The sequence below is a fragment of the Plantactinospora sonchi genome, assembly GCF_036422035.1.
Lineage (GTDB): Bacteria > Actinomycetota > Actinomycetes > Mycobacteriales > Micromonosporaceae > Plantactinospora > Plantactinospora sonchi.
Map to the genome: position 1 here is coordinate 25,608 of NZ_JAZGQK010000013.1, position 22,971 is coordinate 48,578.

A 22,971-nucleotide genomic window follows, 5' to 3' on the forward strand; every position below is an offset into this window, starting at 1 on the left:
GCCCGCCCGCAATGTGGTCAGGCCGTCCCACCACCCGCCGGCCGCTGCCACCGAGGGACCAGTCATGGGTCATCTGTCGAGGCGTGTACGGGGCGGGCATGTCTTCTACGGCAAGCCGACCCGGGTGCGGCACTTTCGTTGTACCGCCTCCGCCATGCTTCACAGTCAGACCTGTAGGAAAAACCAGCCCAGGCGCCTCTTCAGGCGATGTTGCGGCGCTTTTTCTTGATTCTCTCGGCGACTGCGTCGGCTGCGTTGTGTGGAGTTCTTTGGTGACGCTTTGGTAGGTGTCGCGGGTGAGCGTGGTGGTGTGGCCGAGTTGTTCGGAGACGATGAAGTGATGGCCCACAATGCAATGACCCTGAGTCGTGACGCCCGGGGAGCCAACTGCGGCGTGCGATCGGGGGCACAGGGGCTGCGGTGGCCGGCCGGAAGACCGGCCACCGCAGCGGGGACGGGATCAGTGCTTGCGCCAACTCCAGCGGTTGCCGGATGGTGCCCAGTCGGTGCTGACCGGCACCGACTCAGCGGCAGCAGCAACTGTCGCGCCCGACGCGGCCGAGGCGGAGGGTGGCGTCACGCCGTCGCAGCCGCCGGAGTCGGGGCGGCCGGTCAGGAAGTACGCCTCGAGGTGCTCGGTGCACTCCGGCACCCGCGCGACCGAACCATGGATGTCGTCTTCGACGGTGAACGCGGTGCCGCCGATCTTCGCCCGCACCTGGGCGACCCACGGGAACGGCGTCGGGCTCTCCCACCGGTGCCCCGACAGCTGCAGCGAGCCGTTCGACTTGCGCAGCCGGAACGGCTCCGTCGCGGGGATCGGCCAGCCGGCACACATCTGGGTGAAGGGTGCCAGGCCCGCGGTGATCGGGAACTCCCGCTGCCAGCTCCGGTACGTCCTCCAGAAGGTCGGGAAGTCGTGCGGGCTGGTGTCGTCGTTGCACAGGATCGCCCTGCCTGCGGCGTCGTTGAACTGCTCGGGAAGGTCGGCCGGCGGCTCGGTCGGTTCCTGCGGCCCGTCCCCGATGAGGATCGGCCGGAGTGCGTCCGGCACGGGGTCGCCGGTCGTCGCCGTGGTCAGCGCCGCCAGCGCGGGCGTGCCTTCCGTCCAGAGCGGGCTGGGCGAGACGGCCAGGAAGGCGGCCAGGTTGCCGTCGATCGGCTGGTCGAGGTCGCTGAACACGATCGGCGTCGCATCCAGCTTCGCCTTCAGCTGCTTGACCAGGGCGATCACTTCCTCGGCGGTGTCGCCAAGGTGGTACGTCGCGTCCCGCTCCGCAGCCCAGGTGGCCCAGCGCGGAATCTTGCCCTCGTCGGCGGCGATCACGTCGTGGAAGCGGGAGTCGAGCCGGTTCGCGGTCGGGCCGACCACGCTGTCCAGCCACATCCGGCCCACCGACTGCGGGTAGAGGCTGCGGTAGACCTGGCCGAGGAGCGTGCCCCAGGAGACGCCGAAGTAGCTGAGTTTCTCCTGCCCGAGCGCCTTGCGTACCTGATCGAGGTCGCGGGCCACGTTGGCGGTCGTGAGCTGTCCCAGGAAGGTGGGGTCGCTCTGCCAGCAGGTCTGGTTCTGCAGAACCTGGAAGTCGTAGATCTTCTTGGCGGTCTCCTCGGTGAGCGGCCCGGCCGGGATCTCGGGCGGCGTGATGTCGTTGCCCGGGTGCGCGCACGCGGCCCGAGTGCTGTAGCCGACGCCGCGCGGGTCGAACCCGATCAGGTCGTACTTCACGGCGAGCGCCTCGAACTGCGGGCTGGTCAGAGCCAGCTCGTGCGGCATCAGATAGCCGCTGCCGCCCGGCCCGCCCGGGTTCACCGCCATGCTGCCCAGCTTGTGCCGCTGGTCGGTAGCCCGGAGCCGGCTGATCGCGACCGTGATCTTCGTGCCGTTCGGGCGGTTGTAGTCGAGCGGCACCTGGACGGTGCCGCAGTCGGTTCGGGCGAGCAGCGCCCGGATCCTCGGTAGCTGCTCCGGCGAGACACCCATCGCTTCGAGGGTCTCGTCCGAGTAGGCCACGCAGTCGCTCCACGTCACCGCTGGTGGCGCCGCGCTCGCCCCGGCCGGCGGCGCAAGGGCGACGAGCCCTGCACCGGCCGCCATGACGAGCACCCCGATCCCGGCGACAATTCCTTTGCGTCGTGTCATGCGGACATTGATACAGATGGACGCGTCAAGCCGAGGTAACCAAAATCGTTCAGGTTTCTCCCAGCCACGTGTTCATGATGTATGCCAGCCAACGGGACGGCGCAGTACAGATCTGCGACGCGATCATCGAGAACGCGATCCACTACTCCGCCAGGGAGCTGCTCGGCTGCGCGACGCCCTGACTGAGATCGACGAGTTCGCCGCCAGGCAGGAGAAAATCGTGGCCGACGAGCGGTGGATCATCGAGGGCAACTACGCCGGGACCCTGTCCATCCGGCTGGCCGCCGCCGACACCGTGATCTTCCTCGACCTGCCCGCGCTGACCTGCCTCTGGGGCATCGCCCAGCGACGCCGGCGTTACCGGGGCGGCCAGCACCAGGCCGACGGTGTCTACGACCGCATTACCTGGAGCTTCGTCCGGTACATCCTCGGCTACCGCCGCACGATGCGGCCCCGAGTCCGCAACTTGATCCAGGAGCATGGGCCGCAAGCAGGCTGATCATGCTCACCGGCCGCCGCCAGACGCGCGAGTGGATCGACCGCGTGCGTATAGACAGCCAGTTGTGACGTGACGACGAGGGGCGGCCGGGCAAGACGGCGGCGCCGCCACCGGCTCCGGGCGAAAGAAAGCCCGCTGCCGAGAGGCTGGGATGGGACGCGAGGCCTGAGCCGCCCCCGGCTGTGGACCACGTGTGCTCTGCCGTCCCTGACCGGCGCTGAGTGACGCTGCCGGACCATGATCGCCGGTGGCGGTCCGCACACCCGGCCGGATCACGTGCGGTCGGTGTGCGGTCGCCTGGCTGCGGTGCCAGCGCCGACCGCCGCTGGGGCTCCCTGCGGTACGCTGACAGCCGCCGCTAGGTAGTGTGGATCACCAGGCCCTCGTAGCTCAGGGGATAGAGCATCGGTTTCCTAATTGGGAATACCAATGTCGGGGCTGGTCGCCGACCTGCAGGCCTGCTTACTGGCATACCGCCCTTTTGTGCAAAGCTGCTCGTTGAGCGCTCCCTTGACAAGCGGCGTTCTCAACGGCCGAGCCCGTTCGCGACCGTGGAGTTGGTCGAACGCAGTCGCCTGAACGAGAAGGGTGGAGGGCACTCGGTCATGATCGCTCGTAGGGCAGAAGCGTATGCTCATTGCCCCTCTACTCGGCTTCGTTGCTGTGATCCGTCGGGCGACCATCCGCAGTGCCGATCGCTGCGTCCGTGGTCGTCGCGAGCGGAGGCCCGTCGGAGGTGGACCAGTGGGTTACAAAGCGCATATGCGGATAATCTCCGATCGGTCCTGTGGCTGCGTCCCTGAGGACGAGCAACAGGCCGAGGAGCCAAGCCGCGAGGGCGCCGCCAGCGACGAGGGCCACAGCGCTGCCAAAGCCCGAGACGTAGGAAAGCCTAACTGAGCTGCCGTAGGGAGGTCCCACCGTCAACCTCAGTCGGCGTCACGACGCCGACCGAGGACGCAGCTATCGGACATTGGTTAGTCCGTTCTGCGCTCGCCGAGGTCGTGCAGAGCGGTGCTGAGTTCGTAGATGAAGCATACGAGGCGGCGGGTGTCCGCGGCGTTGACGGCCAGAAATTAAAACCACGTCTCGGATGGGCCTCTTCGTTCCCGACGGGAGGCATTGAATGAACAGGTTCAACGCGTTGGGCCGACTAGCAGGGCCCGAACCGGACCCGCGGCTCTGCCGGACGGGTGGTCACGAAGGGGCGCCGTAGAGGACTGCTGCTATGGCCGCGCGCATGTCGGCCGCCGTCGAAAAGCGGCCGGCCGGGTCCTTGGCCATGGCTCGCTCCACGATCTTGTCGTAGGCTGCGGGAACGTCGGCCCGCACCGAGCTCGGCACCCGTACCGGCTCCTCCGTGGCTGCGATGAACAGCTTGTGCAGGTTCGTGTGCGGGAACGGATACTCCCCGGTGAGAACAGGAAGAAGCTGACACCGGCGGCGTAGATGTCAGCCGCCACACTGGGCACCGAGCCGGTGATCATCTCGGGGGCCAGAAAAGCGGGTGTCCCGATGATGTTCCCTTCTTTCCTGAGCGGGTGCGCGGAGGTTTCGTTAACCAGAAACGAGACCCCGAAGTCAAGGATCTTTATTGAGCCTTCGGGTGTCAGCATGATATTGGCGGGCTTGACGTCGCAGTGAATCACCCCGGCGCGGTGGGCGTGCTCTAGGGCCACCAAGGTCTCGCACATGATCTCCGCGGCGTCGTCCGGCTCGACCTCGCAGTGCCCAGTCAGCTCGGACAGCGGCTGGCCTGGCACGTACTCCATCACGAAGAACCGCTTTCCGCCCTGTTCCGCTACGTCGTAAATGGCGGCGATGTTCGGGTGGTTGAGTGCGGCCACGGCACGAACCTCCGCCCAGAAGGCGGTCTCCAGGTGTAAGCCGTCGTGTGGTGTCTTGCACGCGACCGTCCGCCTCAGGAAGTGGTCCCAGGCCAGAGATACCGTGCCCATACCCCCCATCCCGACCTTCTTGTCGAGCATCTCGTAACGAGACTGGGAGGTGTCAGGGGCACCGACGCTCGGCCGGGCGAGCGTCTCCGGCTCCATCGGGAGGTTCAGACGTTCCGCTAGCGCGACCAGGCGGGCGCCGCGGGGAAGCCGGGCCTGTACCGGGGATTCTGGCCGGTGGAGCGGATTGCGAGCCAGGCCGAGCGCCCCGGACGTATCCGTACCGGTGCGTTCCGGCAGGGGGCGGCCTCTAGCGGCGAGCGCCGACTTGACGTAGGCGTAGGCGAGATCCACCGTGATCACCCTGGGGCCGCCGGCGATGCCGCTGGTGAGCAAGTCGAGTAGTTCTCCGGTGAACGCGGTGTACCGTTCGCCCGGTGGGGCAAGCGCCGGGCCGTTCTCGCTCGCCGAACTGAGTACAACCGCGCCCGCTGTGGCCGCCTGCAGGCGGACCGCGTCGGCTGCGCCCGCCATCAGGCCGTGTGCCTTGCCGCTGAAGCAACTGTCCAGAATCACTACCCGGCGGGTGGCCCGCGTGTCGGCCAGCAGCGTCTTGATCCAAGTGAACGGCACGCATGTCCAAGGCTCGTAGTGACGCGACCCGGTCAGCGACAGCGAGAATTGCATCTGGTCGTCCAGATGGCCATGTCCGCTGTAGTAGACGAGCAGGGTGTCGGTGGCCTCGGCGGCTGCCCGACGGACCGGCTCGACCAAGTGGGCCACCTGCCCGGGATCGACCACCGGCAGGATGTTCTCCCGGGGAAGCTGCCAGCCGTCCGACGCGGCGAGGTGATCGGCGAGCGCCTGGACGTTGTTCCGAACGGCTGGCAGCGGGTCGAGATGCACATACCCGGCGGTCCCGATCAGGCACGCTCGCGATCCGCTCGGGCTCGGCATGGTCACTGCGGTCACTCGTCCGCTGTAGCCGATTCGATCGCCCGCGTCACCTCGGCCGGATCCGTGACGTCGATGACCACGCTCCGCTCGCCGACCTCGATCCGCACCACCGGCGCCTGTGCCCGGCTGCGCCGCCAGGCCGCGATTGCCAGCGCGAGATTCGCCGATGAGAACCCGATGTTGACCACCAGTTCGATGACCTCGGTGGCCCCCATAGTCCCCGGCGCCGGCTGCACGGGTACGACCGCGATCTTCGCAGTCGTCCGGATCTCGTCCTTTTCCCGCAGCCAATGCGCGAGTCGCCGAAGGTCAAGCGTCGATCCGTCGAGCGTCACCCGGTAGATAGTCAACCCGGAACCATCCCATCCTCTGCTTGTCGCGGTCAGCAGCACCATAGTGGCGTCCGCGCGCCAGCCCGTCTCCGAGCGCTTCTCCGGGTGCCTGCCGACGAGGAAGGTGGGCCGACCCCTCGCCTTCCTGACGTTGCTGGCGACGATGGCGTCTGCCCCGACGCCCAGCACACCGGCCGAAGTGTCGCGTTGCTGACCTGCGCAGACGACTTCGCCCCGTCAAACGTGGCTGCGCCTGGTTCCGCGCTGAGTTGCTCGACCGGCACAATGTCGGCCATGACCATGGCGTACGGGCAGGCGCACCATACGTTCCTCCGGGAGGCTGTGCCCGACATTCAGCGTCTGATTGACCTCCACACGTCGGAGACCGGCGCGGGGCGCGGCCGGCGCCGCACCGACATCCAGGTCGTTACCCGTTCGGCGATCGTCATGACGTGCGCGTCGTGGGAAGCGTTCTGCGAGGACCTTGCCTCGGAAGCGCTGCGCAAGATCGCGATCCGCACGAAGGACCCAGCTGACCTACCGGCCGAGATCAAGAAGACGTTGAAGAAAAGTCTTCTTGCCGAGAAGGACGACCTCGCAATCTGGTCCATCGCCGGACGAGGTTGGAAAGATCAGCTCAAGCTACGCGCCGACATGATCGTTGCTGACGAGGACCGATCGCTCAACACACCGAAGCATCGGCAGGTCAAATCGTTCTTCCGAGAAAATGTTGGCATTGGGGACATCACCCAGTGCTGGTCGTGGGTCCGATGCCAGCCCGATACAGCATGCCGGAAGCTGGACGAGTTCGTGGCGCTACGTGGCTCGATTGCCCACCGCCGAGCCCCTGCCGGGAGCGTGTATAAGCGGGAAGCGGTCAGCTCTTTGGACCTTGTGCAGAGACTCGCTTCGTGCACTGCGAAGCAGGTCGACGAGTTTCTCGCCAAGACGACCGGCCGCGGTCTCATCAGACGAGACATCAACGCGTAGCTGCGGGCAACGAGGGCCATCGACGCGGCGAACACGCCGGGCAGGTTGGTGCGGGTGCCCGGGGAGTCGACGGTGACGAGCGGTCGTCATCGAGGGTGACCAGGCCACGGAACACGTCGCTGCGGGGGTCGTGGCCGATGGCGACGAACACGCCGGTGACGTCCAGGACCCGGGGTCTGGCCGGTGTTGGACATCCGCAGCCGGGCTCCGGCGACGGCACCGTCGTGGCCGAGGATCTCCTCGACGACGCTGTTCCATACCACCCGGACGTTGTCGTTGCTCAGCGCCCGTTCGGCCACGCTGCGGCTGGCCTGGAAGGTGTCGCGGCGGTGGATGACCTTGACGCCGCGGGCGAAGCGGGCCAGGAAGGTGGCTTCCTCCACGGCGGTGTTCCCGCCGCCAACGACGGCGATGTCCTGGGCGCGGAAGAAGAACCCGTTGCAGGTAACGCAGGACCGTCATGCCGGTTGCAGCGCCAGAGACGTCCCGCATGTCGGACAGGAAACACCGACCAGCGTGCAGTCGTTCGCGCACGGGCTCCAGTCCCGACAGCGGTGGCATTCCCTGTCTGGATCGTGCTGCATCATCGCCGAGCACCTGCAGTTGTTGCAGATCCACCAACCGTCCGCGGGAGCCATGGGCTGCGGAACCGTCAGCAGGTGAAACGATCCCCGGACGATGTAGTGGCGTCCGCCCGTCAGCTCAATCGACCCTTCGTGCAGACGCCGGCTTCGTAGTCGGCGGCCCGTTGGGCGATTTCAGTCCTCTCGCGACGAACGGCTTCGACAGCCTGCGCAACGTCTGTACTGGAGATCATCCACCGCCCAGAAACCTTGACTACCGGTACTCGCTGGCCGCCCATGAATACAGTTCCGTCTCGATGCGCCTGGTCGCGGTACCAGGAGTACGCGTTTCCGCCGCCGAAAATCGCTACGCCTCGGTCAGCGGGATGAGATCAGGTAGCGCACTCATGATCCGCCACTTTCCTTCCATGCTGCTCGAGGCCCGGCTGAGGCCACCAGCAAAACCACGGTACGCCGGGCCACCGACAGGAGGCCGGGTCGGGACGAGAGCCTTTAGGGGCTTCCGTCCGGGACGTCGGCTGTAGTTCGACGGCCGCCGGCAACTCCCGGCATGACAGCGGCGCTCCGCCCTTCACAAGGTGATGAGCCAGGAGGCCGAGGTCGACGGCAATCAGCTCGCAGCCACCCTGAATGAGCGGGTCTTGTGCTGCCCGCAGGTGTGGTACTGCCCTCGCAGGAAGAGGTGCAGCAGGCCGGTTTGGCCGCCTCGCCGGACTGGGCTGCCACATACAGCCGTGTTCAGCTCCATCGAGTTCGCCGTGCCCCTTACTGTCGGGTGGTGCAGCGATGGGATTCGCTCAATGAGCGGCAGCTCGATCTGCTTCGTCGGATCCACGGCGGCTATGACCTCAGCGGGCCGGACGGCGTCAAGTACCGCCGGTCGGTGCGTGCGCTCCAGGATCGGGGCTTGGTGACGGTGACACGCAAAGCAGGGGTGTGGAGGGCATCGTCGACTGACGCCGGTCGCTTTTACCTTGAGCATGGCCACCACCCCGATCATCCCGACCACCGTGCCGCCCTCCCCCTGCCCGAGGCGCCGGCCCCCGGTGGCATCGGCGGCGACCCTTCGTCGGCGGACCTGCTGCGATCGGCTCGCGAACTGCTCGACCGCCTCGTTCGACCTGCGCGCTGTCGAGCAGGGACAAAGCGCGTCAGGGTTTAGGTTCATGATAGTTCTGTGGCATATGAGCTGAGCAGACTCGACGAGCGGCGATTCGAGGAGTTGTGTAGGGCGCTCGCGATGCGAGTGCTGGGCCCGGCGGTCCAGGCCTTTGGCGCGGGACCGGACGGTGGCCGCGAGGCCACCTTCGACGGCGAGGTGTCGTTTCGGCCTGATTGGTGCGGCTACGGCGTCCTCCAGGCGAAGTGCCGCCGGACCGCTGGCGGTGTCGCCGATGCTCAATGGTTGTGCCAGACCCTCACGAGCGAGCTGGACCAGTGGCTTGATGCGCGACGGCGGCGCGTCACCGACGGCCGGATCCCGCAGTACTTGATCGTTGCCACGAACGTCCGCCTTTCCAGCGTCGCAGGGCGCGGCGGCATCGACCGCGTCAACGACTTACTCAGCGCATACGGGCAGCGCCTCGGCCTCAAGGGCTGGGCCTTGTGGGACGCCAATCAGCTGTCTGCCTACCTGGACGCCTATCCCGAGATCAGCCGACGTTTCGCGGAATTCCTCACGCCCGGGGATGTCCTGGCTCAGGCCATGGACACCATCAATGATGTCAACGAAGCCCTGCGTGAGCGGCGGAGCGCGGCCGGAGCACCGAAGCGCCGGGTCGTCGACTGGGAGCCCTTCGACCTGGGCGTGCACCGCTCGATCAGCCCGGCGGAGCAGGTCGCGACGACGCTGCCGGACTACGTTGGTCGAAGCCATGACGCGAACCTTCGCCGGCTGCTGCACCCCATGCCCATTAACGGCGTGTTCATCGTCCTCGTCGGTGGCTCGTCGACCGGGAAGACGCGCACCGCATACGAGGCGGTCCTGACGTGCCTGCCGGACTGGGCGCTGGAGTTCCCCACTACCGCCCTCGCCTTGGGGGAGCGGCCAGCGAGTCCGCCCTCAGTCATCTGGCTCGACGAGGCGCAGCGGTATTTCAGCTCCCCCCACGGCGAGGCGGCGGCCGTCGCCCTGATGGAGATACTGCGATCGAACGCGCCTGTGGTCGTGATCGGCACCCTGTGGCCGCAGTACTGGCAACGCTTCGCCACGCAGCCGAACCCAGGCGACGCCGATCCGCACCATGAAGTTCGAACACTGCTGGCCCGAGCCGTCCGCATCGACGTACCGTCGACATTCCTGCCCGTCGATGTCGAACTGGCCCGGTCGCGCTCCGATCCACGCCTCCGCGACGCCATCGCGACCGCCGGATCCTCGAACCGGGTCACCCAGGCACTGGCAGCCGGCCCGGACCTCATCGCCGCCTACCGGGATGCCGATCCGTACGCCCGAGCGCTCATGCTTGCCGCAGCCGATGCCCGCGCCGCCGGTCGCGCCGCCCCGCTGTCTGCGACCATGCTCGAACACGCGGCGGCAGGTTATCTCGACGAACAGCATCGAGCCCGCACCGAACCTTGGTTCGCCGCAGCCCTTGCCTACGTCACCCGCATGGTCAAGGGCGTCATCGCTCCGCTGACGCCGGTGCGGTCTCAGCCCGACCTCGGCGAGCCCGACGGCTACGTGCTCGCCGACTACCTCCTTCAGCACCTGCGTCCAGAGCAACACATGTATCCGCTGCCCCCACAGTTGTGGACCGTCCTGCTCGCCGATCCAGGCCCGATCGAGGACCAGCTACGCCTGGCCAGGGAAGCCGAGGAACGCCACCTCTACCGCGACGCGGTCACACTCTGCGCGTCGCCGGCCAATCAGGGCTCACCCGGTGCGGCCATGGCCATCGGCGTGCTTCTCAGCAGACTCGGCCGGCACGACGAGAGCGACCCCTGGGTAAGACGAGCGGCCGAACTCGGCCATAAGGGCGCCATTCAATCGCTCGCACAGCGGTACGTGTGGGACGCGACCTCGGGTCAGGAGGTGCACGAAGACCCGGCTGACGCCGAGCGACACCTGCGACAACTCGTCGCGAACCCTGACGATCTTGACTCTCTTGTTCGGCTCGTGGACCTGCTCACCGACAGCGGACGCAGCGACGAGGCCCACCGCTTGTTGACGAGCCGCGCCGAACAAGGCGACCCCCCGCACTGGTCGTGCTGGCAAACGTGCTGTACGAGCAAGACCAGCAAGGCGATCTGGAACCCCTGCTGCACCAGCAAACCGCCAAGGGCAGCCCGATCGCCGCGATCCTGCTCGCCGGCCTCATGGATGAACTCGGCCGCGCAGAGGAGAGCCAAACACTACGCTCGACCATTGTCCAGAGGATCCCCGCGGATGCCCTCCAGCACTGCATCGAACTACTGATCGAGGCCGACCAGTGGCGCGGAGTGGACGACTTGTTGCGACACGCGGCCGAAGAGGGCCATGCCTGGGCCATGCAGCGGCTCGCCGGACTGCTCATCGAGGACGGCATCGAACTCGACGACGATCCCGAACTCTTCGAAGAAGGCGAAAGCTGGCTGCGGCGGGCCGCCGACGCCGGCGACAAGCACGCAAATCTGCTGCTGCCCAACCTGCTAGAACGCCTAGGCAAGACCGAGGATGCGGCGGATATCCTACAGCAGCGGGCGACCACCGACGACCAGGAAGTCCTCCTCGACGTTGCCGACCAACTCATGCACCTCGGGCATCACGACGAGGCGAACGAGGTGCTTCGGCGGTTGACTGCCGCTGGGAAACCCCAGGCGCCGGTTCGGCTCGCGCACGTCCTCCGGCAAGCCGGTCAGCTCGAGCAGGCCGAGGTGCTCCTTCGCCAGACAGCCGCCGAGGACCTGCACGCGCTCGTCGAACTGGCCCGCATGCTCGCCAAAACCGGGCGCACTGCTGAGGCGGAACAACTAATGCGTGGCGTGGTGCAACCAACGACGGAAGTATTGTCGGCGCTGGCCGATGTACTCGAAAAGGACGGGCGCGCAAAGGAGGCCGATCGGGTGCTTCGTGACGCGTGCCTGGCAGGTGCTGACCTCATCGAACTCGAATTCAGCTTGCAAGGGACCGAGGCGGAGCAATTGCGCCGCTACGGGCTAGAGCCTGATGGGCGAACCGCAGCGCCATGGCGCGCCCCTGAGCCCACTCCCAAGGCGCGCACGGCAGTCAACGAAAATCTACCGTTCGCGGAGTGGTTCGGTCTGCCCTATCCCCGTTATTCCGAACGGGGGCCATAGGCGCCGGCGGCCGCTGTTCGCGCGGCGAGCGCAGACGAAGCCTCCAAGCATCAGCCCCAGCCAGCTGGCGACGATGCCCAGCGGCACCACCGGCTCTGGCAAGTCAATCGACGAGGTCATCGAGGAACTCGGCCATGCCCGTGCCTGAGCATCCGGAGGCGAAGTCGCCGCGGCAATTTGGCCAGCGTGAACGCCGTCCCGCATAGCGAGTGGGATCGTTAAGGAGACGGTGATGGAGGTGACACCGGAACTGGTGCTCGACCGGGTGAGGGCGGCGCATGGCGGCTCAAGCTGGAGGGCTTGGACGAGGAATCCCTGGCCGCGTGGCGACACGCGGCGAAGGTGGCCAAGCTGCGGTTGCTGCGAGCCGGTCCGCACCGGCTGCGCAGCTGGTCGTTTCCGGGTGGCATGTCGCTGCTGCTTGTGGAGGTCGACCGCCGGGGCGTCGAGTCGCCCGCGTTGGCGCCACCGGATCAGCCAACCCGGCAGTGGGTTCCGCCTCCGCGTCCACGGCCCCGCACGCAGGAGTTCCTCGGCCGGATCGTCCCGGTCCCTTCGACGGTGCGCCGCCCACACCTGATCGTGCAGGAGCTCACCGAAACGCTGGACTTCCCCGAGTGGATGATCTACCAGCACCGGCCCTACCTGGTGCCGAACAAGCGCCGGCCGTTGCAGCGGATGCGCCAGATCTGGCAGGCCATCATCACCGAGGCCGAGTTCTGCGGGTACGAGACGCTGTTTCGGCACAACCGACGGGACCACTACGACAGCGGTTCAGCTGATCCTGCGCATCGACCGAGACGAGTTCCCGCTCCAGCTCTACGGGGAGCGCGGCAAGCCGCTACAGCAGACGATCAAGGAAGTGCACCCGGCGCGGCGCCGCGGCTACGACACCTAGACCGACAGCCCCGACCAACCCCTGCACAGGCAACTCGGCGAGGTCTTCACCCACATCGAGCAGTGGGCCGATCTCCTGATCGCGCGCCGCGAAGCCGAGGAGCGCCGCGAACAGCAGCGCCGACGGGAACGACAGCGGCGAGAAGATGAGGCCCGACGTCAGTTTACCGAGGACCACCGTCGCCAGACCATCCAGGCGCGCGTCGGCGAGCGGCAGTTCGCCGACGACGCCCGCGCCCACGCGGCAGGGCTAGCGGCAGTCGCTTACGGCTTGGAGCCCGACCGTGCGCAGGAGGTGCGGGCCTGGGCGACGTGGATCCTGCAGCATGCCGACCACGTTGATCCCCGGCTCAGCCGGGAGGGCATGCCGAAGACGCCGGCACCCGAGAGGGACGACCTGCGGCCGTACCTGCCTTCGGGGCACTGGTACTAGCCGTGGTACCAGCGGCGGTTCGGGTGCCACGGCTGGTAGGGCGGCGTAGAAGCAGTCCTCTCGGCGTGCTGCTGTCTCGGTGCGGACACGGCCGCCGATGGCGGTGGATCGTCGGGCCTCCAGGCGGGTCGGCCAGCGGGTCAAGGTCATCGGCGTAGGTGTGTGCCCATGCCAGCCACGGGTCGTCGATCCGCATGCCGGCGGTGACGAGATCGGTGCAGTAGGAGCGGATGTTCTCGGCCAGTAGCCACGCAGCTACCTGCTGTCGCAGGATCTGGTCGCGGTGCGCCGTCACCGCCCGGTCGCGTTCCTGCTGCAGCCGCGCCTGCTCGGCCCGTTCTGCTGCGTCGCGGCGGTCACGAAGTCGCCGGCCTCGCTGGCGCAGGTCCGTCAGGATGGCGGGCAACTCGTCCTCAAGGCGCTTGCGGGCGTAGTCCGTCCACTCCGCCACGCCGGCGTCTGCGTCGGTGACCGTGAGCACCAGGCGCAGCGTCCAGCGGGCTCCCTTCTCCTCCCGTACTCGCACCTGGAGAGGCTGTTCGTCGACGACCACGCTCAGCAGCGCGTCCGTACCCCGCCTGACGGCCCATGCCCGTTTCTCCGCCTCCAGGCAGAGCGCTTGCAGGAGCATGAGCGTCCGGGAGCGGCTTTCGTCGGACTCCGGTAGGCGGCTGGGCTGCTTACGCAACCGGTCGATGACCGGATGAGGATCCACCAGAAGCTCGGGGACCGGCACCGATGAGCGACTTGTCGGCTGGTACTGCTTGCTCGGGTGGCGGCCCCGCCGTAGCTCAATAACCAGGTCACCGGTGTTGCGGCCTGGGTGAACCAAATGCCAGCCCTTGGGCACATGTCCGCCAAACCGCAAAGCATGGATGAGTCGACGCCAGGCCGCTCTCACCTGTTCTGGGGGGTCCAGACCCTGCACAAATCCCTCCGCCTTCTCGAGCAGGTCCAACAACCCCTGTACCGAGGCGGGCGGCCTCGTGGACCCGGGTAGGGCGTCCATGCAACGATGCTTGCACACCTCTGTGCGGCTACGAGGGAGGCTGGCGGCAACTCCGCGACGACCTCTGGTCGGGTAGGGCAGGCAGGAAGAGGAAGTGGCCGGACGCGCGTCATCGGCTGAGCTGTGGAACCTCGACGCTCATCTCCCGCCCCGACCGCTGCAGGCGGGTACTGAGAAGGCCGGCAGGAACCTTCTGCAGTGCTGCCGTGCGTGGTGTTTCGGCTGGCAAGGATTTGCGGTCAGCGACGACGCACGGCAAACGTGATTCGCTTCGTCTTTGCCGGCTCCCTGAAGTCAAGGCCGGTGCCGTCTTCGAAGGTCATTCGTCCGGTCGGCATAGGTGTCCCGGCGGCCGGGCTCCATGCGGTGGTCTCTCGCAACGCCGCCATTTTTCCGGTCCGCTCAAGGTCGACGGCTATGACGTGGACGCGGCAAACCACGTCGACCCGCCGAGCGTCGTCTTGGGCGACCAGGTCCACGATCTGGTCGCCGACCAGGTCGTCGAGCGAGGGCGTCAAGGTCTTCAACGAGTTGACGCCGTACACCCGGAAAGACTCGATCTTCTTACCCACGACCCACTCGCGCGCTGTGTTGACCTCTTGTGAAGCCAGCGCTCTTCCCACGGGCGGTCTCCGATCTCGGGCCTGACGATCGCCAGAGTACAGCCTACGGGTTTTGTCTCCGCTGGTCCCGGGGGGTGATGTCATCCGGCCCAACACTGCGGCACCGAAGCCGTCTGTTGAGGCCGCGTGGGCACCGATCATGAGGAGTATGACGAAAATCGCAAAAACACCCTTCCTGCCAAAACCAGCCTTATCAATTCTAATCGCCTTGTTCCAACGCCTAATCTGTAAATCCGCTGACCGATCCCAGGGCATCTAGATCGCTTGCACCGAATGTCAGACGTTGGCGATACCGTGTCAGGTACTACTCTGTCGGGGTGTGCTGGCCGTGGTTTGCGCGGTCGGCCCCTCGTTCGTCAGCCCTCTGTAGCAGCGAGAAGCTTATGGTGGTGACCTCGATGCCCCGTCCGCATGAGCCTGTGCCTCAGCAGCGGTTGGCCGACCTCTCAGCAAACACCCGGGAACGGGCGGTTGCTGGGTGACACCGAGCGGTGAAAGTGCGCCAGTTTCGGGCGGCATGGATGCCACCGGGTCCCCCGAAAGCTCGCCGGCCTCTCTTCAGACCAGTGAGTTCGTGGAACGCCTGTACCGCAGCACCAACAGCTATGCGGACCGCTTGACCGCCGAAGAACTCGCTTGGATCGATGTGGACCTCGGTCTCAACGATCATGTCCTGGGTCTGGCTCGCGCCCACCATCAGATCATCATCACGGGTAACCCCGGTGACGGAAAGACGCACCTCATCGAGCGACTCAGGCCAGCGTTAGAGGCGGCCGGAGCGGTTGTTCTTACCGATGCCAACGAATTGTCCGATGACAGCATCCTCACTCACTGGCGCGACTGCGACCGGGACCGTCGAGCCATGGTGCTAGCTATCAATGAGTGGCCGCTTTTCGTACTGCGTCGCCACCCGTTGGCTGTCGACTTCGAGCCACTCAAGGCAGCGCTTCGGCAGGTGCAGCAGGCGGTGTCCTATGGCCGGGAGCCTGTGAAGGAGGTTGAGGGTCCCGTTCGAGTCCTCGACCTTAGCATGCGGAATGTGCTTGCTGCGCCCATCACACTCGGGGTCATTGCCCGTCTAACCGATGATCGGTTTTACACCAGCTTGTCGCCAACAGACCCGGCCGTCGTCAACCGTGAGGCATTGCGCCATCCTCAGGTTCGAGAGCGGATCGCCCTGATGCTTGCGGAGGTTGCACGGCGAGGCCACCACGCAACAATGCGTCAGTTGGTCGGTTTCGTGGCGTTCCTGATCGCCGGAGGGGCAACGGCTGCGGTCCGGCTCGCGAGCCAGGGTTCGCACCGATACCACTACGCGCAGCTTGCCTTCGAAGGCGGCGTCGGACCGCTGTTCGATGCCGTCCGGGAGGTTTTCGACCCCGCTGCCGTAACGCACCCCCGGCGCGACACAGAGCTCTGGCAGGGGACCACGAAGGCAGAAGAGTGGATCGACGGGCTCCGCCCACCTGCCATACAACCGATGCCGGCGGATGGCCGAGATAACGAGTATCGCGCGCTCAAGCGGCGGTTCTTCTTTGAGCACCGTGACGGTCGGTCGCTTCTCGACCTCTTGCCCAGCGATGAACGCAGCTTCGACAGGCTGGTCACGGAAGGTAACGGAGCAGGCGGAGGCGTTGTCCGACAACTGCTTCTAGCAATCAACAGGTTCTACGAGCCGGACTGCCCGGATAGCGACCGCGAACGCCTCGTCCTCTGGCAAAGCCACCGCTTCGACGTTAGGGCCCCAAGCACGTTCCTCTCCCTGCACGAGGTTCATCATGGCCGATTCGAGGTAGATCCACCCAAGCTGGCTCCGTGGGTCGACGAGTGGTTGCCCGATGAGCAGCGTCTCGTCCGGACCTTTGCCCTGACCGCTACAGACGAGTACGGCGTGGCGGTCGCCAGCCTCTTGGTCGATCGCGCGTTGTACTTAACGCTTTCCGAGGCCAGGTGGGGCCTCGGGCGAACGAGTTGGTCGCGGAGCGCAACTCGGCGCATTACACGATTTGTCGACAGCGTGCATAATTCCGTGGGTCCGAGCAAGACAGAAGTTGTGGATGTGCGAATCCGCAACGTGGAGAAGAACATCGAAGCGAGGTTCGAAATTCAACGTCATCCGGCGAGGTACCGACTGTGACAACGGACCTGAAGGTCTTCCTGAATGACCTCTACATCGCCGAGTTCGGACTTGTTCCCACCAACAACTCGATCAAACCTGTGCACGTAGCCAACGGCCTCGGAAGGGCGTTGATGGGACGCGCATATGACTCGGACGCACTAGCCGAATTTCTTCGGCCATCAATCCTAAACCAGAAGACACGTGAGAAAGTCGAGCGCAATCCGAATAGCGCAATCCTTGAGCGTTACGGCGAGGCGATCACCAGTCGCGATGGTGAATTCATCGATCGAGACTCGCTTAGCACGTTGCGGAACCTTGCCGAAGGCGTGCTGGGGACAGATAAGGCCGTATTCGGCGAAGCGGCACGCTCCTCATACACCCTGTCCAACGAAACACTCCTCACCCGTGATCCATCGGATCATCGCTGCGGCATATTTCTGGCGCGTTTACTGACGGCTGGGCATGAAGCGGATGCCGCCACCCACATCCGTAAACTGCTGTCAACTGACGACGACCCGTGGTCGATGCTGGCAATGCCGATGGCGAAGCTCGCTAAACCGCAGGGCGTTGATACCGCAACCGAAGCTGCAATGCGGCACGCCTATGCTCCCTTGATCGTTGATGATGCAAGCATGCCTGCTTTTGCTTCACCTACCCTCACCTACCTTCGCCGCTCCTTTGACCGTCTTGCCCGTTTCGAGCGAACCAGCGGTTCGAAGTTGAATTCCCTTCGAAGGCTGGTGACATTCGCCTGCTTCGCCGTACACGTCCATCTGATCTCCCGTTACTCCGAGGCTGTTGAAGGCGCTCCACGCTCCCCGATCCTGCTCGACATGTTCGATGGCTCCCGCACATCCCTGCGTAATGCATCGCGAGCATCCTTTCGGGCTGCGGGCGACACGATCGAGGCGTTGATGCTGCTTCGTATTCGAGAACGGCTTCAGCCACAGGTCAGCGCCCTCGGGGCTGAACAAGTGATCGCAGGCCTCCCCGCCAGGGTTCAGGACCGGGTCCGGCAGGGCTTCGATGCGTATCGTCACGACGACCAGGTGTCCGAGTTGGAAGCCATCGCCGAGGCGTTCTGGCAAGTTGCCGCGGAAGAGAAAAACCATCCGCGAGGCTTCCTGGCAGACCTTGGCCGCCGCGCTGGTTACCTCACTCCTTGGTCCGTCGCCGGTCGCGGCGGCAAGCAGCAAAAGCGCTATGGGATCAATGCCGAATTCCTCGAAACGCTCGTTGCGGCCACTGTCGATCCAGAGAGGCCGCTCGACTTTCCGGAGTTTCTCGACGAAATTCGCACGAACTATGGAATCGTGGTCGGACAGCGCTCCGATGACCAGATCGTGCGATGCAATAACCTGGCACAGAAGCCATTCGGGACGCCAACTTCCGTAAGCGAGGAGGAGTTGCGACTCAACGTCGAGGCATTGCGCAGGGCAATGCTTGAGGCTGGCTACGCGAAGGCGTTCGCCGACGGGCAGACCGTCATCACTACCGACCCAAAGAGTTTGGCGCTGCTATGACGACGATCGACCCTCGGGAACAGCTAGTCAGCGAGCTGCTGTGCCGTAAGGTGGTTGAGCTGTACGGATCGGTTGGCGTCCTTGTTCGGGACATACCGCATTTCGACGCACGCACTGTGCTAGCCCGGCTGAGCGGGATCCTAGACAGGTCCGACTTGCGGGTTGCGTTGCTGTCGAGCGATGCTCTGGCCCTGGCGGCCGAGGTTGGCATGCCGGCAGATAAGTTCACCAATAGCGTCCAGCAAGCCGAGCAGTGGCGTAATGACAGAAGCCTTGAGGCGACGATCGTGGTGATCGCGGCCGGAGATCAGGCACGGCTTTCATCGCTGCAAGACTTCGCTCCCATCGGCCCGGTCGAGCTCAAGGGTCTACTTATCAGGCAAGCACAGCAGCAGCTCGCTGGCGCCAACGATGTACTCATCAGTTGGTGGAAACGGCTCGGCGGCGACCGGAACATCTCTTTCGGGCAACTTCTCGACTACTACACCTCATTGCCAGACGGGCCTGACCAGGCGATGGAGTTCAAACTGAAGTCGAGCAGGGAACTTCCGCGCTTGGGCCTGCTGGCAGACCCGAAGCTGTTTGACGACGCGAGCGACCGGGCGGTCGCCAATCGCATTCAGAGGAACCGCGATCTGGTCGGTCGGCTCCAGACGCTGACGGAAAAGGACCGGCGCGCAATCGCCGAGAACATCGCTAAAGAGGCTGATCCGAACCGACGCGCGGCTCTTCGGCGCAGTCTTCGCCTCCTTCGGCAACTGCGCCGCGGCGAGTCGGCGGATCAGCTCACTGTCGCTGACGCCGAAGATCTCTTCTCGGTCCGCCGGTGGCAACCCTCGCCCCTGCCAGCAGACCATGGCGCGGTACCTGGTCCCATCACACCGCCAGATACCAGTACCCAAGGCCCTCACCCCTCGGGCGGCGTCGTGGATGGTGGGAACGGAAATCGGCCGCTCGACACGCCGGTTTCGGCCTCGACTGTCGCCGCGGACGCATTGCTTTCCGGTGACGCGTCTCTTCAGGATGATCTCGACGCCGCCGTGGAGTCGGCTGCAGGAGTCAGCGAACTCGACAGCGGGGGAACTCCCGTCGGCACGGAACGATGGGAGGACGAGCTTCCCTCCGGGATCATCGTCCAAGGGCAGGTCTCCGGCGAAGTCGTCGACATCGTGACCCGGCTCGTCGGCGTCGGTCGTTACGGGGGCTGGATCGATGGGAACGACGGCGACATCTGGGAGAGAATCCGCGGCTACCGGGGTGAAGATGACCTCAAGGCAGAGTGGACCAGCCAGCAGATCCTTGAGTTCCTCGATAGCCTCGACGACGACGCTGGCCGGGAACTACGTGCGCGGTTTGAGTCGTTCGACAAGGCTCGAGACAAGATCGTGGGGTATGCGGGTCGTCTGACAGTCGAGCCCCTTGCGGTGGCCGCGGCACGGAATTCAAGGGTTGTGATCTGCGACTACGTCGAGCGGTATCACGACCTATTAACGTGCATCGGCAACACGTACGGGAAGCTGTTTGCGGAGTACACCCAAGATGTCAATCAGGTCATCTCCCAGATCTTGAAGCTCGACACCATTGCCTTTGGGTCTGGCCTGACTACGATCGCGATGCTCACGCCCCTGCATCCCTTGTACCTGTGGCGGTACTCTGAATTCGCGCGCATCGTTGTCGCTCAACGTGATCGGCTTAGCGCACGCGACCTCCAGTTGGTGAGGGACTCGGCGGGAAAGCTACCTAACTTTCTGACCAGTCTCTGCCTCCCAGATCTGACGCCTGATACGCCACAGGTTCTGCCTCACGTTAGCGATATCGGGCATCTTCCGTACTTCGCGGTTAAGCAAGAACGAAGCGTGGGGCAAGACGGCTATGCGCAGATTCGTCGCATCGTCGAGGCGTTCCTTGAAGCACACCCTCCAGCGCGCCACGGGCTCCGCCTGGCGTTGCTGGACCCGCCCGGCCCAGGGCCGTATCTGAAGCTGTTGACCGACCTGGCGTACAGCGAGAAGATCCAGGGCGCTCACCTAACCGTGCTCTACAAGGGCCGCAACGCTGGAATCCAGTCGCTCGAACTTGATGACGACGACGAGGCGCGGGTAGCGCAACTCTTCCACGCAACCACAGAGGATCGGCGCTTCAGTTTCGAAGTGCGCGCACTGCCGGCCGACACGGTGAAGCCACCGGGAGGCATGCTTGCACACGTCCTGGTGGCATTCGACCAATCGGCAGGTATGCAGGATGCGCTCAGCTTCATAGAACAGCCGGTCCAGCCCCTCGCGATGCCTCAGCGACTTAAGTACCGCGTATTTGCCAAGACTGTGGACCTGGAACCCGCGCCAGGCGGGCCCTTCGCCGCCTATTTCACGGTTGCCCAACTGATTGCCAAGCAGGCACCCGCGTCACGCCTCGCCATGCGACAGGATGGCGACGTGCGGGAACGCCTCAAGGCTGTAGCGGCAACGGCACCGTGGTTCGTCCTGGCCGATCGGCACGTCGACCGAGACCTCATGCTCGGGAAGCTTCAGGTCTTCAGCGGTCGCGATCGCACCCGTGAGGTAGTTGCATTCGCCGACGCCACCGACCCGTTTCGGCGAGCGCTGCGCGAGGTTGTCCGTCAGTACAACACTGCCGTCAGTGACGCTGACCTTGACGAACTCCTGCAGGAGCTAACAGAACTTCTCGACGTTGGTGCCTTGACACTCACTACTGACCTCGAGCGCCAAGTTGATCAAAACCGAACCAAGGGTTTGCTTGGAACGCTCATCGTGGCGCGGTGGTATAAGAAGAACCGGCCCGCGGATCGCAGGCGTCTTCTAGTCAGCCTCGATGATGATATGGCCCGTAGGTGGTTGCACCTGCACGAAGACGCCCGAAGGGCCGACCTGCTCGGGATCGAGTACAGCGAAGAAGGGTGCATTATCACCGTCTTTGAGGTGAAGACGATGCAGGACACCTCGGCTGAGTTTCATATTGATGGTGACACCGCCACGGGGCCGGCAGTCAATCAGGCCCTGTCCACCGGCATGCTGCTTCGTGACGTGTTCGATCCCGACCGGGCAGATGAGCTTATCACGACGCCAGCTCGCCGGGAGATCCTTCGAACGCACGTGTATCGCGAACTCGCGAAACGCGGCCACGACACCGACGAACGACGGGCCTGGGCAAGTGCCTCGCAACGGCTGTTCGAAGGCGAGGTGCCCTTCACCATCGAGCTGCATCTCGTCGAGGTCTCCATCGGTGTGGACACGGAGTCGCTACGACCGCCCAGGCGTGTGAGCGCCCAGGCCACCAACGGTCACACTTTCCCGCTCACCGTGACGCAACTGAACGAATCCGGCGTAGGCGCGCTGCAGCAGGCCGTCCCGCCCATACGTGGAGTGCCCAGTCCGCCGGAACAAGAGACGCCACCAAGGGCGGAACCAGACAGCCCTACACCTTCTGAAGTAGGGCGATCAGTCTCTGCTCCCGCCGAAACGACCCTTGCTAGGTCGTCGTCTAGCAGAGTCGCAGCCCTTGAGACCTCAGCAGCAGCCTCGTCGTCGGCTGACCGGCCGCGCGCGCTTCTTGGTGAAGCTGCCGGGCAGTACGGCAGGCCGGTTGACGTCTGGTACGACCCGCAGCGTCCCGACCGTCCGCTGGCCAACGGCCATATTGCAATCACTGGGGAGACCGGCAGTGGCAAGACTCAAGCCACCAAAGCGATCCTGCGCGAACTCATGGCGGCGCCGAACGGTCTGCCAGCCCTGATTCTCGACTTCAAAGATGACTACGCGGGCGCGGAGTACACGCGTACCGAGCAACTGTCCATGTTCGACGCCAGTATTGGGGGGCTGCCCTTCAACCCGTTGGTACCGCCGACCGATCCCACCTCAGGCCGGGCAAACCCGATGTCGCACGTGCATCAACTCGTCGGCATCCTTAAGCGGATCTATCGCCTTGGGGACCAGCAGGCATACCACCTGCGCGAAGCAATGAAAGAGACCTATACGATCCTGGGGCTCGACGGTAGAGCCTTCACACCAGCGTCGGACCAGACATATCTACCCTTTGACGCCATCCGTGAGGTGCTCGAACGTGAAGGCCATGATGCGCTCATCGGGCGCCTGTCGCCCATCTTTGATCTTGGGTTGTTCGCCGGCGACGGAGACGGCTCTACGCTCGAGCAGCTGCTCGACGGGCGTTCCGTGGTCCGCCTCAGCCAACTGCCCGGCGAGGAGGTCAAGAATGCGGTGGCCGAGTTCCTGTTGATGGCCCTCTACAACCAGCTCATCCGACGGCCACAGCCGCGGGTGCTGAAGCGGCTTGTCGTGCTGGACGAGGCGTGGCGCCTCGTCCAATCACCCTTCCTGGAACCTCTCATGCGAGAGGGTCGGGCGTTCGGCGCGGGTGTCGTCATTGCCACGCAGTACCCGAAGGATCTGCCCGATGCAGTGTCCGGCGCTACGGCGACGAGACTGTTTTTCAGCCAGACCCAGGTCGACCAGGTTCGTGCGGTCCAGAAAGCCCTGGTCGGAAAGACCAGCGGCCCTGAAGCCGAACGCTTGGCCGAAGCAGTGAGAACGATGGCTCCCCTTACCTGCTTTGTGCAGAACGCCCACCAGACGGCATACACACGAACCTCAGTTCGTCCCTACTACGAGCGCATCATCGATGTTGACCCGGTGCCACACGATCGCCTCTTCTAGGCAG

At 65.0% G+C, this 22,971-nt stretch carries 13 protein-coding genes and 1 pseudogene; 7 read left to right on the forward strand and 7 right to left on the reverse strand.

Annotation, left to right across the window (positions count from 1 at the left end):
• Nucleotides 1-460: 460 nt before the first annotated feature.
• Nucleotides 461-2,143 (reverse strand): alpha/beta fold hydrolase, encoded by a 1,683-nt coding sequence (locus V1633_RS16625; RefSeq protein WP_331215246.1) that lies wholly within the window; start codon nt 2,141-2,143, stop codon nt 461-463.
• A gap of 220 nt (nt 2,144-2,363) precedes the next feature.
• Here V1633_RS16625 and V1633_RS16630 point away from each other — a divergent pair, with 220 nt between their 5' ends.
• Nucleotides 2,364-2,642: a P-loop NTPase family protein gene (locus V1633_RS16630; RefSeq protein ID WP_331215247.1), complete on the forward strand. Its 279-nt coding sequence runs from the start codon at nt 2,364-2,366 to the stop codon at nt 2,640-2,642.
• 1,226 nt (nt 2,643-3,868) lie between these two features.
• Here the strand turns inward: V1633_RS16630 and V1633_RS16635 are convergent.
• On the reverse strand, nt 3,869-5,509 hold the full coding sequence (locus V1633_RS16635) for a caspase, EACC1-associated type (RefSeq protein WP_331215248.1): 1,641 nt from the start codon (nt 5,507-5,509) through the stop codon (nt 3,869-3,871).
• Nucleotides 5,506-5,889: an effector-associated constant component EACC1 gene (locus V1633_RS16640; protein ID WP_331215249.1), complete on the reverse strand. Its 384-nt coding sequence runs from the start codon at nt 5,887-5,889 to the stop codon at nt 5,506-5,508. The genes V1633_RS16635 and V1633_RS16640 overlap by 4 nt, the downstream gene beginning before the upstream one ends.
• Before the next feature lie 231 nt (nt 5,890-6,120).
• On the opposite strand from V1633_RS16640, the gene V1633_RS16645 reads away from it, so the two are divergent.
• Nucleotides 6,121-6,816, forward strand: a complete 696-nt coding sequence (locus V1633_RS16645) for a HEPN domain-containing protein (protein ID WP_331215250.1) — start codon at nt 6,121-6,123, stop codon at nt 6,814-6,816.
• A 23-nt stretch (nt 6,817-6,839) separates the two neighbouring features.
• On the opposite strand, the pseudogene V1633_RS16650 reads toward V1633_RS16645, so the two are convergent.
• Nucleotides 6,840-7,271: pseudogene (locus tag V1633_RS16650) on the reverse strand (NAD(P)/FAD-dependent oxidoreductase); the annotation flags it as partial.
• A gap of 1,306 nt (nt 7,272-8,577) precedes the next feature.
• Here V1633_RS16650 and V1633_RS16655 point away from each other — a divergent pair.
• Together V1633_RS16655 and V1633_RS16660 are read left to right on the forward strand one after the other, a co-directional pair.
• Entirely contained in the window at nt 8,578-10,815 is a 2,238-nt protein-coding gene (locus tag V1633_RS16655) for a tetratricopeptide repeat protein (protein ID WP_331215251.1), read from the forward strand.
• Nucleotides 10,716-11,675, forward strand: coding sequence for a tetratricopeptide repeat protein (locus V1633_RS16660; RefSeq protein WP_331215252.1), 960 nt, complete (start codon nt 10,716-10,718; stop codon nt 11,673-11,675). The genes V1633_RS16655 and V1633_RS16660 overlap by 100 nt, the downstream gene beginning before the upstream one ends.
• Nucleotides 11,676-12,516: 841 nt before the next feature.
• Here V1633_RS16660 and V1633_RS16665 read toward each other — a convergent pair.
• The 3 genes from V1633_RS16665 to V1633_RS16675 form a co-directional block, all read right to left on the reverse strand.
• The gene (locus tag V1633_RS16665) at nt 12,517-12,813 is read right to left on the reverse strand and encodes a hypothetical protein (RefSeq protein ID WP_331215253.1); all 297 of its coding nucleotides are present in this window, start codon (nt 12,811-12,813) and stop codon (nt 12,517-12,519) included.
• Between the two features lie 109 nt (nt 12,814-12,922).
• The gene (locus tag V1633_RS16670; protein ID WP_331215254.1) at nt 12,923-13,963 is read right to left on the reverse strand and encodes a hypothetical protein; all 1,041 of its coding nucleotides are present in this window, start codon (nt 13,961-13,963) and stop codon (nt 12,923-12,925) included.
• Between the two features lie 290 nt (nt 13,964-14,253).
• Entirely contained in the window at nt 14,254-14,586 is a 333-nt protein-coding gene (locus V1633_RS16675; protein ID WP_331215255.1) for a hypothetical protein, read from the reverse strand.
• A gap of 529 nt (nt 14,587-15,115) precedes the next feature.
• Here V1633_RS16675 and V1633_RS16680 point away from each other — a divergent pair.
• Genes V1633_RS16680 through V1633_RS16690 form a run of 3 tightly spaced genes read left to right on the forward strand, consistent with a single transcriptional unit; the run spans nt 15,116 to nt 22,967 of the window.
• A complete protein-coding gene (locus tag V1633_RS16680; RefSeq protein WP_331215256.1) occupies nt 15,116-16,774 on the forward strand; it encodes a hypothetical protein in 1,659 nt (552 codons plus the stop codon).
• Nucleotides 16,771-18,279, forward strand: coding sequence for a hypothetical protein (locus tag V1633_RS16685; RefSeq protein WP_331215257.1), 1,509 nt, complete (start codon nt 16,771-16,773; stop codon nt 18,277-18,279). Before V1633_RS16680 ends, V1633_RS16685 begins: the two co-directional genes overlap by 4 nt.
• Nucleotides 18,276-22,967 (forward strand): ATP-binding protein, encoded by a 4,692-nt coding sequence (locus tag V1633_RS16690; protein ID WP_331215258.1) that lies wholly within the window; start codon nt 18,276-18,278, stop codon nt 22,965-22,967. Before V1633_RS16685 ends, V1633_RS16690 begins: the two co-directional genes overlap by 4 nt.
• Nucleotides 22,968-22,971: the final 4 nt, after the last annotated feature.